The sequence below is a fragment of the Cytobacillus kochii genome (genome assembly GCF_044790165.1).
Classification (GTDB): Bacteria; Bacillota; Bacilli; order Bacillales; family Cytobacillaceae; genus Cytobacillus; species Cytobacillus kochii.
Window position 1 is genome coordinate 1225505 of the sequence record NZ_CP085254.1, and the last position, 14000, is coordinate 1239504.

Annotated in this window: 11 protein-coding genes and 1 riboswitch; of the genes, 10 read left to right on the forward strand and 1 reads right to left on the reverse strand. The window is 36.3% G+C overall.

Going from position 1 to position 14000, the window contains the following annotated elements:
• The first annotated feature begins 21 nt into the window (after nucleotides 1-21).
• The 8 genes from LG276_RS06640 to LG276_RS06675 all read left to right on the forward strand — a co-directional run bounded on the left by LG276_RS06640 (nucleotide 22) and on the right by LG276_RS06675 (nucleotide 9720).
• A complete protein-coding gene (locus LG276_RS06640; protein WP_251162930.1) occupies nucleotides 22-705 on the forward strand; it encodes a DUF4956 domain-containing protein in 684 nt (227 codons plus the stop codon).
• A 19-nt stretch (nucleotides 706-724) separates the two neighbouring features.
• The gene (locus tag LG276_RS06645; protein WP_251162931.1) at nucleotides 725-2464 is read left to right on the forward strand and encodes a CotH kinase family protein; all 1740 of its coding nucleotides are present in this window, start codon (nucleotides 725-727) and stop codon (nucleotides 2462-2464) included.
• 92 nt (nucleotides 2465-2556) lie between these two features.
• A riboswitch (SAM riboswitch) is annotated at nucleotides 2557-2663 on the forward strand.
• Nucleotides 2664-2746: 83 nt separating this feature from the next.
• Nucleotides 2747-3760 carry a methionine ABC transporter ATP-binding protein gene (locus LG276_RS06650; RefSeq protein WP_224935272.1) on the forward strand — a complete coding sequence of 338 codons (1014 nt, stop codon included), beginning with the start codon at nucleotides 2747-2749 and terminating at the stop codon, nucleotides 3758-3760.
• Nucleotides 3750-4415: a methionine ABC transporter permease gene (locus LG276_RS06655; RefSeq protein ID WP_095370145.1), complete on the forward strand. Its 666-nt coding sequence runs from the start codon at nucleotides 3750-3752 to the stop codon at nucleotides 4413-4415. The genes LG276_RS06650 and LG276_RS06655 overlap by 11 nt, the downstream gene beginning before the upstream one ends.
• 111 nt (nucleotides 4416-4526) lie before the next feature.
• Nucleotides 4527-5744 (forward strand): acyl-CoA dehydrogenase family protein, encoded by a 1218-nt coding sequence (locus tag LG276_RS06660; protein ID WP_224935274.1) that lies wholly within the window; start codon nucleotides 4527-4529, stop codon nucleotides 5742-5744.
• Nucleotides 5745-5951: 207 nt separating this feature from the next.
• The gene (locus LG276_RS06665) at nucleotides 5952-7262 is read left to right on the forward strand and encodes a uracil/xanthine transporter (protein ID WP_251162932.1); all 1311 of its coding nucleotides are present in this window, start codon (nucleotides 5952-5954) and stop codon (nucleotides 7260-7262) included.
• A gap of 110 nt (nucleotides 7263-7372) precedes the next feature.
• A complete protein-coding gene (locus LG276_RS06670; RefSeq protein ID WP_095370143.1) occupies nucleotides 7373-8017 on the forward strand; it encodes a LytTR family DNA-binding domain-containing protein in 645 nt (214 codons plus the stop codon).
• A gap of 191 nt (nucleotides 8018-8208) precedes the next feature.
• A complete protein-coding gene (locus tag LG276_RS06675; RefSeq protein ID WP_251162933.1) occupies nucleotides 8209-9720 on the forward strand; it encodes a succinate CoA transferase in 1512 nt (503 codons plus the stop codon).
• A 646-nt stretch (nucleotides 9721-10366) separates the two neighbouring features.
• Here the strand turns inward: LG276_RS06675 and LG276_RS06680 are convergent.
• Complete coding sequence (locus LG276_RS06680; protein WP_251162934.1) at nucleotides 10367-11443, reverse strand: DctP family TRAP transporter solute-binding subunit; 1077 nt, start codon at nucleotides 11441-11443, stop codon at nucleotides 10367-10369.
• Nucleotides 11444-11516: 73 nt separating this feature from the next.
• Here LG276_RS06680 and LG276_RS06685 point away from each other — a divergent pair, with 73 nt between their 5' ends.
• Both LG276_RS06685 and LG276_RS06690 read left to right on the forward strand, forming a co-directional pair.
• Nucleotides 11517-13103: a sensor histidine kinase gene (locus tag LG276_RS06685; RefSeq protein WP_251162943.1), complete on the forward strand. Its 1587-nt coding sequence runs from the start codon at nucleotides 11517-11519 to the stop codon at nucleotides 13101-13103.
• Between the two features lie 3 nt (nucleotides 13104-13106).
• Nucleotides 13107-13787: a response regulator gene (locus LG276_RS06690; protein WP_224935288.1), complete on the forward strand. Its 681-nt coding sequence runs from the start codon at nucleotides 13107-13109 to the stop codon at nucleotides 13785-13787.
• Nucleotides 13788-14000 lie beyond the last annotated feature (213 nt).

Consider the following 14000-nt stretch of genomic DNA (forward strand, 5'->3'; position numbering starts at 1 on the left):
TGAGAATAGGAGAAGAGAAGAATGGAAAGTGTTAATTTTTCAGATGTATTTAAATCAAGCTTTTTAGAAAAAACGGAGAGTTTTTCAATTATAGACTCCCTGATTGGTTTATTCATGGCCTTTGCGATTGGACTATTTATTTATGCAGTTTATAAGAAGACATTTTCAGGTGTGATTTATTCACATACTTTTAATATATCCCTCATCATAATGACCATGGCTACAGCATTAATTATTATGGGAATTTCCTCAAATGTCCTGTTATCACTAGGTATGGTTGGTGCTTTGTCCATTGTCCGTTTTCGTACACCAATTAAAGACCCAATGGATCTTGTTTATCTTTTTTGGGCGATTGTTGCCGGTATTCTTTGCGGAGCAGGCTTTATTCCATTAGTGATTATAGGTAGTTTATTGATCGGTCTCGTACTTGTATTGTTCGTTAACAAAATTACGATTCAGAACCCTTACTTACTCATTGTAAAATATGGGGGTGAAGGTGTGGAATCTCAACTTGAATCGCTATTATCAAAGGTCACTAATAAACATATGATGAAATCCAAATCTATCATGAATGGTAATCAAGTAGAAATTACTTATGAAGTAAGAATGAAAAAAGATCAATCTCAAGTGGTAAATAATGTAACGAACCTTAGCGGGGTAGAATCGGCTGTAATGTTAAGCTATGACGGTAATTTCACAGCGTAAATGAACAGGAGAAAGGAATATGATTAAACGCAAATATGTCGTTCTCGTTTTTCTAATGTTGGCTGTTTTATTTGTTGGTATTCTATTCTTTCTACCTCATTTACTTCCAAAAGGGGAAGTAGTTGATCACTCTTACGTTTTAAAAGTATTCAATAAAAATAAAGTGACTCAAGTTGAGTTAACCCTTGCAGAAGATGATTGGGAAGATATATTAGAGAATCCGACGGAAGAAGAATATAAGATGGCAAATGTGACGATAAATGGAACTAAATTGAACCAAGTAGCTGTTCGGACAAAGGGGAATTCTTCCCTTTCTTCAGTTGCTAGAATGGAAGATTCTGATCGTTATAGCTTCAAAATAGATTTTGATTACTATACTGATCAAACTTTATATGGATTGAAAAAGTTGAATCTAAATAACCAATTTAGTGATGCTACGCAAATGCGAGAATATTTATCGTATCAATTAATGGAGAATATGGGGTTACCCACACCTGCTTATTCTTATATGTATGTGACCATTAATGGTCAGGAATGGGGATTATATTTAGGTGTTGAACAAGTAGACGAAGTGATGCTTGGAAGATATTTTGAAAATCCATATGGATCATTGTACAAGCCAGATGGTACAAATAGTGACTTGAAATGGGTAAGTGATGATATTGATGATTACTCAGGTTTAAACTTGAAATCAGAGGAGCAAGATGAACAAGCGTTAATAGATATGTTAGATAGTATCAATAATGGTGGCGATTTAGAAGAAACCTTAGATGTGGATCAAGTATTACGATATTTTGCAGTAAATACGGCTGTTGTTAGCATGGATAGTTACCAAGGACAAATGAAGCATAACTATTATTTATATGAAAATGATGGTAAGTTCTCAGTTATTCCGTGGGACTATAATATGGCATTTGGTGGCTTTGGAGTTGGTATGGCATTTGGTGGACAAATGAATGGAGATTTCTCAGCTGCTGAAGAAAACCAAGGTGAAGACAAACAAGACCAAGCACCACAAGGCGGAATGGACAACTTCACCGGTGGCATCGGAAATAGTGATTTATTGAGTGAAGATACGATTAATTTCAGTATATCTGAACCTATAGCTGGTACTACCTTAGAAGAAAGACCGTTACTTAATGCACTATTATCTAATGAAGAATATAAAAAACAATATGAAGCGTATCTTAAACAGATAGCCGAAGATTATATGACAAAAGAGTCTTACCAAAATACAACTACACAAATTAGTGCATTGATTCTTCCTTATGTCGAACAGGATCTTACCAAGTTTTATACAACAGAAGCATTTCTCGAAGCGGTGCAGGGTGATGAGAGTTTACCAGCATTTGCTGAGGCGAGATCAGAATCGATACTTGCTCAGCTCTCAGGTGAATTAGAAGTAGAATCACAAGCTTCTGAAGTTAATAACATGTTCCCTGGCCGAGCTGGTGGTGATGACCAGGAAGGTCAAGAAGGAGGAGAAGGATTTCAACCGCCAAATGGAAATAAAGGAAACGCTGATGGTGAAATGCCTGAACGTCCGCAAAGCAACGGAGATTTTCCGCAGGGAGGAAATTTTGAGCCACCTGAAGGGTTTGAAGGTATGCCTGGTGGTGAGGGACATGGACAAGGACAAGGACAGCAACCTAGTACAGTAAAGTTCAAAACGTCAGCAATCATCTTGTATGTGGGCCTAATCACAGCTTTATTAGGAACAACTTTTTTTATCTTCCTGTTTAAACGAAGAGGAAGATAAGTAAATGCATAAATAATCAAAATACTATTGACAATTAATTCAATACCCGATAAAATTTCCTTTATCAAAGCAACACAATAAATTGAATATGATTCTTATCGAGAGAGACTGAGGGACCAGGCCCGAAGATGTCCGGCAACCTCCTTTTAAAGGGAAGGTGCTAAATCCTGCAGAATGATTTCATTCTGAAAGATAAGGTTTAATAACAATCATTTGTTGAGCCTCTTTCAAAGTGAAAGAGGCTCATTTTATGTTGTAGAGGATTTAGGGAGGGTGAGGTAAATGATTGAAGTCAATCATTTAGTGAAAATTTATAAAAGCAAAAAGAAGCAAGTAATAGGCGTTGACAATGTATCTCTTTCTATTAAAGAAGGGGAAATATACGGGATTATTGGCTATAGTGGAGCAGGGAAAAGTTCTTTATTACGCTGTCTAAATTTATTGGAGAGACCGACATCTGGTGAAGTGAAAATTGATGGCGTTGATTTAACGACTTTAACAAGTAAAGAATTAAGAAAAGCAAGGCAGAAGATAGGTATGATTTTTCAGCATTTTTATTTAGCGAGTTCGAAGACAGTGTATGAGAATATTGCCTTTGCTTTAAAAGCGGCAGGTAAAAGTCCGAAAGAAATAGATATCAGGGTGAAAGAACTATTAGAATTAGTGGGTTTAGCAGATAAAATTCATCAGTATCCCACGCAATTAAGTGGTGGTCAGAAGCAAAGGGTAGGAATAGCCAGAGCACTTGCTAATGATCCAAAGGTTTTACTTTGCGATGAAGCCACTTCAGCCCTAGACCCTAAAACAACAAAATCAATCCTGAACTTATTAAAATCAATTAATAAAAAGCTGGGATTAACCATCGTACTTATCACTCATGAGATGGAAGTAGTCAAAGAGATTTGTCATAGGTTAGCTGTTATGCAAGATGGAAAGGTCATAGAAGAGGGACCGGTGTATGATATATTTGCGAATCCAATTGAACCACTTACAAGAGATTTTATTCAGAGTATTCTTCAATTTGACTTACCACAACAATTGATTGAAAACAGGAAGGGAACAATCATTAAAATCCAATTTAAAGGTGCAATAGCAGAAGAATCTGTTGTTTCTGAACTGTTCCAAACATTCAAAGTAAAAGGAAATATTCTTCACGGCAAGATTGAATATATTCAAGAAGTACCTCTTGGTATTTTTATTATGGAGTTAACTGGTGAAATACCTGAAATAGAAAGAGCTATACAATATATTCAAGATAGAACACAGAATTTGGAGGTAGTTGAACATGTTGCTTGAGTCCATTCAGGCGTTACTTCCTGAACTAAATACAGCTGTATTACAAACGATTTATATGGTCGCCATTTCTTTAGTTGCGGCACTTATACTAGGTCTTCCACTAGGTATCTTATTATTCGTTACAGACGAAGGGCTGTTCTTAAAGAATAGATTTGTAAATGCCGTTACTGGTTGGATTGTCAATTTGATCCGCTCTATTCCTTATATTATTTTGTTAGTAGCTCTATTGCCGTTAACAAAATTAATTGCAGGTTCAACTATTGGTCCTACAGCGGCTTCTGTTTCATTATCTGTAGCAGCGATTCCATTTTTTGCAAGATTGGTTGAAACATCCTTAAGAGAAATAGATAAAGGAGTCATTGAATCTGCAGTAGCAGTAGGCGCTTCCCCTTGGATGATAATTAAGGAAATCCTTGTCCCAGAAGCGAAACCTGGAATTGTTCAAGGTTTAACGATTACGACTATTAGTTTAATCGGCTATTCGGCAATGGCAGGTATTATTGGCGGCGGGGGTATTGGTGATTTAGCGATACGTTTCGGTTACTATCGCTATGATAATGTCATTATGATTACGACAGTCATTGTCCTCGTTGTATTGGTGCAAATTATTCAAATTGGTGGGGATAAATTAACTAAATATGTAGATAAGAGATAATAAATTCAAATAATAGATATAGTAAAGGGGAATGGAGCCTTTACTATATTTATTTATCCTAATGAATGAGTATTAAAGAGAAGATGGAAACAGACGGGGAGGAAGGATTCTATGAGCACGATAACAGCTTCATCTAAGGAAGCGTATTTAGCTGAACAACTCGCTCGACCATTTATTAAGACGGCTCAACAAGAAGAATTATTTCATAAAGCTACGATATTAGCAGAAGGATTTAGTAAGAGGGCGCAAAAGATTGATGAAAATGCAGAGTTCCCTTTTGAGAATTTTGAAGAATTAAAACAATCAAATTATTTAAGTTTGACGATTCCGAAAGAATATGGTGGTAAAGAGATTTCCTTATATGAATATTTCTTAATACAAGAAAGGATTGCCCAAGGTGATGCATCTACGGCTTTATGTATTGGTTGGCACTTAGGTGTTATCTATGATTTAAGGGTTAAGCGGAAATGGAAGGAAGAACAGTTTGCCAAGTTATGCGAAACGGTTATCAAAGATAATAAATTGATTAACCGCTGTGCAACAGAGGCAGCAACCGGCAGTCCAACCCGTGGTGGACTACCAGCGACTACTGCGGTGAAAAAAGGAACACAATGGATCTTGAATGGAAGAAAATCTTTTGCTTCGATGGCACCAGGCTTAGATTTTTCTCTTATTACAGCAACGATAGAAGCTTCAGGAGAAATTGGTATATTCCTTGTACCGCATGAGAACCCTGGTTTAAAAGTGGAATCAAATTGGAATATGCTAGGGATGCGGGGCACACGTAGTGACGATCTAGTGTTAGAGAATGTAATTGTAGAAGAAACAGCATTAGTCGAAATAGAAGGTGTTCATTTTTATGCGATTCCTAATGCATGGTTACTACATTCAGCTGCTTGCTTTATTGGCGTTGCTATTGCAGCTCGGAACTATGCCATTATTTTTGCTTCTGAATATCAACCTAATAGCCTGCCTGGTCCAATTAGTGAAGTACCAGAAGTGCAACGTAAAATTGGGGAAATGGAACTCGAGCTACTAAAAGCGCGAACAGCACTCTATTCTATAGCGGATCGCTGGGATAATGAACCGAATAAACGAGGAGAATTAGGAGCTGAACTTGGAGCCATCAAACACCTTGTCTCTAACAGTGCTAATAAAGTGGTCGATTGGGCAATGAGAATAGTTGGTGCACAAAGCTTGCAACAAAGAAATCCTTTGCAGCGTTATTACCGTGATGTGCGAGCTGCGCTCCATAATCCGCCTATGGATGATGTAGTAATCACAAATTTAGCGAAAAAAGCACTATCATTTCAAAATAACAATGATTAATAGAACTATTTAAATCACATGCCCCTCTTCCTATTTGGAGAGGGTTATTATTTGTATAGGCATATAGATTAGCTCCAATTTTTATTTATTTATCAGGCTTCAAAATACTTCGTTTTTCATAATTCTTTTTTTAAAGGCTTCTTTCCTTTTAAAAATGAATTATACTAGTAGATGTGAAAATGAATAACGTAGAAAGTGGTGTACAGATTGAAAAAGTTTATTTCATCAATGACAATGGTTTCTTCCGTACAATGGGTCTTTTTTATCTTTGCCAATACTGTTGTCATTCCGATTTCCATTGCCAATGTATTTGAGCTATCAAGTGAAACGATGGCAATGATGATTAGAGCATCACTCATACTTACGGGTATTACTTGTATACTACAAGGATGGAAAGGTCATCGTTTCCCGATTATGGAAGGGCATTCAGGGTTATTATGGGGAATTATCCTTAATCTTGGGCTTTCAGCACAAGCGCTTAATATTGGATTAGAACGTATTGGTGGTGGGATTGTTACTGGTATTGTTTTAGCTAGTCTAGTGACCATTTTGCTGATTGCTTGTGGGGGTTTTTCATTATTGCAAGCCATCTTTAGTCCGATGGTAATGACTGTATATTTATTTTTGCTTACTTTTCAATTAATGTTTATCTTCTTTGAAGGTATGTTAAAGATGACTTCGACTGGCGTCATTGACATAGGTATAAGTCTTTATTCTGTAGTACTCGCGCTGATCGTCGCTACATTAAAAATGAAAGGTAATCAACTTATTAGCAATTTTTCTATTTTAATTGGCCTTTTAGGGGGCTGGCTCGGTTATGTCCTATTGTTTGGTAATGATGGGGCTGGAATGACAACATCGGCTCCTTTCCAACTTTTTCCGTTAGGGGCTCCTAATCTTGAAATGGGAATTGTCGTAGTCACGTTTGTTGCCGTATTATTAAACTTAAGTAATACATTTGCTTCTATTAACGCTGCAGAAAAACTTCTACAAAGGAGAGCAGCCAAAAAAGAGTTTAAAGGCTCAATGATCATTACTTCAATTTCTACCATTATTGGATCCGGTTTCGGACTTGTTCCCTATACACCATTTACATCAACGATTGGTTTCTTGCAAAGTACGAGAATTTATGAAAGAAAGCCATTCTTTATCGGTGGTGCTTTACTTACGATCATTGGTATTGTTCCAATTTTAGGCTCATTTCTTTCAATGTTACCTGTTACCGTTGGAAACGCAGTCTTGTTTGTTGCGTATATGCAATTATTTGGTACTGCATTCAGTAGTTTAAATGGAAAGACGTTTAATTCCAATACGATATTTAGGTTAGCAGCACCTGTATTAATTGGTATTAGTATTATGAATATTTCACCTGCTATCTTTTCGGAATTACCTGTACTCATTCAACCATTTTTTGCAAATGGGTTAATAATGGGTGTTATTATCTCAATTATATTAGAAAAAGCAGTGAACTGGGTTAAATACGAAGATCAACCTATTAAAAGAGGAAAAGCCAGTTGATGTTTCCTTCTTTGGTATAAGACATATTCTTGCACGTTTCTTAACTAGGCAAATGAAAATAAAACACGTAAGATAGAATAGTAGCGAATCAAAAAAAGGGGATTTTTGTGATGGAAGGAATTACACTGAGTTCATTGCTAGATGTAATTGGGGAATTATTTTCAGATGAAGTGTCAATTGTAGTTTCAAATACAACAGAGTATATTTACTATCGTCCAAGTAAACGTGTTGACTTGAAAATTCGGCCAGGGGATATTGTAAAAGAAGGAAGTATTGCTGATAAAGCGCTTAAGGCTGAACAAAAGGTGTCAGAGTTTATTAATAGGGATGTATTTGGTGTACCTTATCACGGGATGGCTGTTCCATTTAAAAATAATGGGAAAATTGAAGGTTGTGTGACTGCTATTTTTCCAACATTGACAGAGGGGAAATCTGTCGTTACATTAAAGACTAGCGATGGTTGGGTACCAGTTCCATTTAATGAAGTATATTTCTTGGAAGCTAAAGATCGTAAAACTCATGTTCATGCTATTTACTCTTCTGGTACGCATAAAAATACGCTACAGGAGTTTGAGTATATTTTACCAAAGGAAAACTTTATTCGCTGTCACAGGTCATTCTTGGTGAATGTTAATCAAATACAAGAGATATTTCCTGACTCTCATTCTACTTTTTTATTATTAATGAGAAATGGTGCAAAAGTGCCTGTAAGTCAATCCTATTCTAGTTATTTTCGTAAGTTGCTCGGCTTCTAAATCAAAGGCATAAATGAATGAATAACCATTTAACTCAATATTTTCTGATTATCTGAAAAAATCTGCTGGCTTATCGGCAGATTTTGCTGTTTTATCAAAATTTTTCATTAATTATACTAAAAAAATAATCCCATTCTGATTTATTAGTAAAATAGTTATTAAGTATTCTTTACAGAAAGAGGGATGGGAATATGGATAATAAACTTGGGAGAGTTAAAATTCAGACACTTCAGAATAATATCATGACTGCAGAAGGGGCTGCAGAAATGATTAAAGATGGCATGACATTGGGGTTAAGTGGATTTACTCGTGCGGGAGATGTGAAAGCGGTTCCTGTAGCATTAGCAGACAGAGCAAAAACAGAAGATTTTAAAGTCAATGTGTATACAGGTGCATCTCTTGGTTCGGATGTTGATAAGTTGTTTGCGGAAGCTGGTATTTTAAATAAGAGATTACCATTTCAAGCTGACTCAACAATGAGAAAAGGCATTAATAAAGGGGACTTCTTATTTGTTGATCAACATTTATCTCACACAGCAGAACTCATCCGTTCAGGGGTATTACATGTAGATGTAGCTATTTTGGAAGCGGTTTCGATTGAAGAAGACGGAACAATTGTACCTACAACATCAGTTGGTAACTCACTGTCTTTTGCCGAACATGCCCAAAGTGTAATTGTTGAAATTAATATGGCCCAATTACCATCGCTAAAAGGGTTACATGATATTTATAGTCCAGATAAACAAGGTGAGCGTGGCCCAATTCCCATTACAAATGTAGCCGATCGTGTGGGTGAGATAGGTATTAAAGTGAATCCGGAGAAAATTAAAGCGATTGTGTTTACTGAACAAGGCGATTCACCATCAACTATTGTTCAGCCAGATGAGGAAACAGTTATTATGGCGCAACATTTAACCAATTTTCTTCGCAATGAAATTGCAGAAGGTAGATTAGATGAAAAACTTGCCCCATTACAATCAGGCATTGGTTCGGTAGCAAATGCTGTTTTGCATGGCATGATTGACTCTGAATTCACAGACTTAGAAGTGTATTCAGAAGTACTTCAAGATGCAGTATTTGATTTAATTGATGCTGGGAAAGTAAAGTTTGCGTCAGGTTGTTCCATTACACTTTCAGAAGAAAAGATGAAAGAAGTGTTTGCTCATTTCGATCAATATCGCGATAAGTTATTGTTAAGACCACAAGAGATCACTAATCATCCGGAATTAATTCGCCGTTTAGGATTAATCTCTATCAATACTGCATTAGAACTAGATATCTATGGTAATGTGAATTCTACTCATGTTCAAGGAACTAAGATGATGAATGGTATTGGTGGATCAGGGGATTTTGCAAGAAACGCAAGGTTAGCTATATTCGTGACAAAATCAATTGCTAAAGATGGTAAAGTTTCAAGTATTGTACCTTTTGCTTCACATATTGATCATACAGAACATGATGTTGACGTTATTGTCACAGAACAAGGCTACGCAGATTTAAGGGGATTGGCTCCTCGTGAACGAGTTGAGCTAATCATTGAAAATTGTGCGCATCCGTTATACAAGGATCAACTGAGAGATTACTATTATGAAGCATTATCAGCAGGTGGCCAAACCCCACATATTCTAGCAAAAGCTTTTTCTTGGCACATTAACTATGTGGAGAATGGCACAATGTTAGCTTCCGAGAAAGTGGATGTATAAAGGACAAAATACAAATTATAGACGAGTTAGAAAAGTAACCTAAGTTAATACTCAGGTTACTTTTTGTCGTGTCTCACCATTGCCTTTGTCTATATATACTGGAAAGGAAAGAGACTGAGTCGGAAACGAGTCAAAAAAGGGAGCCCAGGCAAAAAATTGATTGGATTCAAGCAGAAACGAGTCAAAAAAGGGAGTCCGGGCAAAAATTTGATTGGATACAAACGGGAACGAGTCAAAAAAGCGGGCCGGGCAAAAATTTGATTGGATTCAAGCGGAAACGAGTCAAAAAAGGGAGCCCGGGCAAAAATTTGATTGGATTCAAGCGGAAACGAGTCAAAAAAAGGGAGCCCGAGTAAAAATTTGATTGGATACAAACGGGAACGAGTCAAAAAAGGGAGCCCAGGCAAAAATTTGATTGGATTCAAGCAGAAACGAGTCAAAAAAGGGAGCCCGGGCAAAAATTTGATTGGATTCAAGCAGAAACGAGTCAAAAAAGCGAGCCCGGGTAAAAATTTGGTTGGATTCAAGCGGAAATGAGTCAAAAAAGCGGGCCCGGGCAAAAATTTAATTGGATTCAAGCGGAAATGAGTCAAAAAATCAAGCCCGGGCAAAAATTTGATTAAATATTCAAGGGTAATTGCCTCACTCAGTCCCTTTCATCAGTTGTTTCGTTTTCGTATTTATCTCTGAGCTTTAAAGCTTTGTCAATCAGCGTACTGCCAATTTCATTTTTAAATTGAGTGTAGACTGGATCTAGGACTTTTTTCCAACTGTTTTTTTCTTCATTGGTAAGTTCGTGAATGTGGATTGTACTCACTTTTCTTATTTCTTCGAGTTGATTTTCATTCATCTGGACAGCTTGTTTTCGATTCCATTGCGTGACTTCAGACATAGCCTCAGTTAAGATTCGTTTTGTTTCACTTGATTGCTTATTCCAAACATTCTCATTCATTAAGACGGCATAACCGAGATAGCCATGATTGCTTATTGTCATATACTTTTGTAAGTTATAAAACTTTTTCGAATAAATATTAGAGATAGTGTTCTCTTCGCCGTCTACTTTCCCACTATCTAACAAGTCGTATGTAGAATTAAAAGATTCTTTTACTGAATTTGCATTCAATTCAAGAAATTGTGATGAGAGGACATCACTTTGCATGATTCGGAATGTTTGTCCAGCTATATCTTGCGGATACAGAATTGGACCATCATTGGATGTGAATTGCTTAAATCCATTACTCCAATGAGCTAAACCGATGAGTCCATCCCCCTTTACACTAGATAATAGTGTTTGTCCGATAAACCCGTCTAACCCTTCGTTAATGGCTTCATAGGAAGGGAAAATAAACGGCAGATCGAGTACCCCCCATGCAGGGTTTAACATGCCAAGTTTTGATGTGGAGGGAGCAATAATATCAACATTGCCTTCTTGAACCGCTCGTATTTCTTCTATATCAGAGTAGAGAGAGCCGTTAGAGAAGACAACAATTTTAATATTTCCGTCTGATTTTTCAGCAACAATTTCAGCGAATTTATCAGCGGCCATTCCCTTTGGCGTATTATTGGAGACAACATGACTAAACGTTAAAACGATTTGATCATTGAGCCCTTCTTGCTCATCATCATAAGGAAGGTCTTCTGTGAGAATATATTGTTTAAAACTAAAAAAAAGTGCAAGCGTTATAATAATGGTTAATAGTATGATGCTATATTTACTTTTCATCACCTTCACCTCATACTAAATAGTATCATTATTTTCAGATTAAAGGTCAAGTGTAGGTGGCAATGAAAGGAAGATTTGTTTGAAGGAAATACCTATTCGTTGGAAAATAACGTTGCTATCATATGGGGTTGTTATCTTTTTACTACTTATTTGCGGGCTTGTTGTTATCGCAAATATGCAACAACAAGAAGAATTGGACTTAAGAGGCGAATCAATGAGTACGGCTAGGACTGTAGCAGAGCTTGCAGATATAAAAGATGGACTTGAGGAAGATGAAGGCTGGAAGATTATTAACCCCATTGTTGAAGAAATAAGGGTCATTAATAATACGGATTATATTGTAGTAATGAATATAGATAGAGTCCGTTTCTCACACCCAGTTAGAAGTATGATAGGTCATGTATCAACTGGTAGTGATGAGGATCCTGCATTTGCCGAACATATTTATTTTTCTAAGGCCAGGGGAGAAGATGGTACATATTTAAGAGCGTTTATTCCAGTATTAAAAGATGAACAACTAAACCAAATAGGTGTCGTAATGGTTGGTAATAAAATTCCAACTTTCAAGGAAATCGTCTCTGGCTTTTCTAAAGAAATCCTATTTATTGTTTTCCTCACTTTAATTGTAGGGTTTATTGCCTCATATATATTAGCCAATCATATTAAGAAGCAAATGTTTGATTTAGAACCGTTTGAAATTAAACGAATGTTTGAAGAGAGAACAGCAACCTTTCATTCCATCAATGAAGGGGTAATTGCGATCGATTATCATGAGAAAATTACGATCTTTAATGAAAAAGCAAAAAAAATATTTAATGTGAATGGAGAAGTAACGGGATTATCGATTCGTTCCGTTTTAGAAGATACACGTTTACCAGAAATTGTTGAGAGAAATGAACCGGTTTATAATGAACAAATTATGGTGAGTGGAAAAAGCATCTTGAGTACGAGAATTCCTATTAATAAAGATGGCCAATTAATTGGTGCCGTTGCTATTTTCCAAGATAGAACGGAGGTAGCAAAATTAGCAGAGGAACTTACTGGTGTAAGGAGTTTTGTTGAGGCACTGCGTGTGCAAAATCATGAGCATATGAATAAATTGCATACAATTGCTGGGCTTATCCAATTAGGAAAGCCAGAAAAGGCATTTCAACTTGCATTTGCTGCTTCAGAAGAACAAGAAAGTATTTCTTTATTTCTTCATGAAATACTTAAGGACGATGCGGTAGCTGGACTCCTAATTAGCAAAATCAGAAGAGGGAAGGAATTGGATATTATCGTGACAGTTGATACTAATAGTAATTTGGATCACTTCCCCCCTCATTTAGATCATCATGATTTTGTTCTATTATTAGGTAATTTGGTTGAGAATGCTTTCGGCTCCTTCGAACAACTCGATCAGGAAGAGAAAATGATAGATATAAGTATCGAACAAGATGACTACATTTGTTCCATCCTTGTAGAAGACAATGGGATAGGTATAGAAGAATCTAATTTAGAAAAAGTTTTTAAAAAAGGATTCACGGAAGGAAAAGAAAATGGGACTGGTTACGGATTATATTTGGTCAAACAAATTGTGGATAAAGGTGAAGGGCAAATAACTGTCACTTCTAAGGTAAATGAAGGTACTTCTTTTCTAATTACCTTTGGGGAGGTTTAACTTATGAATGATATTCAAGTACTATTAATTGAAGATGATCCAATGGTACAAGAAGTTAATAAAGGTTTTATATCTAAGGTAAAGGGGTTTCATGTAAAAGCCATTGCCAATAACGGAGAAGAGGGCATTAGACTTGCTAAAGATTTCTCACCAGATTTAATATTGCTTGATGTGTTTATGCCGAAAAAAGATGGATTAAAAGTTATATACGAATTGAGGAAACAAAAGCTTAATGCAGAAGTAATTGTAATCTCGGCAGCCAAAGATAAGGATACCATTAAAATGATGCTACAAAATGGAGCAATCGATTATATAATGAAGCCGTTTAAATTTGATAGGATGAAGCAGGCACTTGAGAAGTTTCGTCAGTATCGCGAAAGCTTAAGAAATGAAGGAACAATGTCACAAGAGCAACTGGATCAATTGCTTTATGCAGAACAAGTAACGAAAGTAGAGGCAGATTTACCTAAAGGGCTAAATGAATTTACATTGAAAGAAGTCATTAATTATCTAACCATTCAACAACAACCGCAAGCAGCTGGAGAAGTGGCTAGCGGTATTGGGATTGCAAGGGTGACAGCTCGGAGATATCTTGATTATTTAGAGAAAAAAGGTGTAATTGTACTGGATATACAATATGGTGGGGTAGGGAGGCCTGTGAATCGGTATATGATTAAAGCGTAGTGATGAAATATAGAATAATAATCACATAATCGTGAACTAAAAAGAACTGTTGAGTAAAAGCTATTCAACAGTTCTTTTTAGTTCATTTGCCCCTATAGTAAAACTACTACTTTCCATGCATTGACGATGAAAGGGAGAAAATTTACGATAGAATATATACTTTAATTAAAGTATATATTCTATCTCCAAATGATCAAAGAGGAGGAAATGTTA

Bases quoted from the DNA above. Each gene is read 5' to 3' on its own strand.
- LG276_RS06660 (WP_224935274.1), top strand. From the start codon at position 4,527: ATGAGCACGATAACAGCTTCATCTAAGGAAGCGTATTTAGCTGAACAA.
- LG276_RS06645 (WP_251162931.1), top strand. From the start codon at position 725: ATGATTAAACGCAAATATGTCGTTCTCGTTTTTCTAATGTTGGCTGTT.
- LG276_RS06650 (WP_224935272.1), top strand. From the start codon at position 2,747: ATGATTGAAGTCAATCATTTAGTGAAAATTTATAAAAGCAAAAAGAAG.
- LG276_RS06655 (WP_095370145.1), top strand. From the start codon at position 3,750: ATGTTGCTTGAGTCCATTCAGGCGTTACTTCCTGAACTAAATACAGCT.
- LG276_RS06690 (WP_224935288.1), top strand. From the start codon at position 13,107: ATGAATGATATTCAAGTACTATTAATTGAAGATGATCCAATGGTACAA.
- LG276_RS06670 (WP_095370143.1), top strand. From the start codon at position 7,373: ATGGAAGGAATTACACTGAGTTCATTGCTAGATGTAATTGGGGAATTA.
- LG276_RS06680 (WP_251162934.1), bottom strand. From the start codon at position 11,443: ATGAAAAGTAAATATAGCATCATACTATTAACCATTATTATAACGCTT.
- LG276_RS06640 (WP_251162930.1), top strand. From the start codon at position 22: ATGGAAAGTGTTAATTTTTCAGATGTATTTAAATCAAGCTTTTTAGAA.
- LG276_RS06675 (WP_251162933.1), top strand. From the start codon at position 8,209: ATGGATAATAAACTTGGGAGAGTTAAAATTCAGACACTTCAGAATAAT.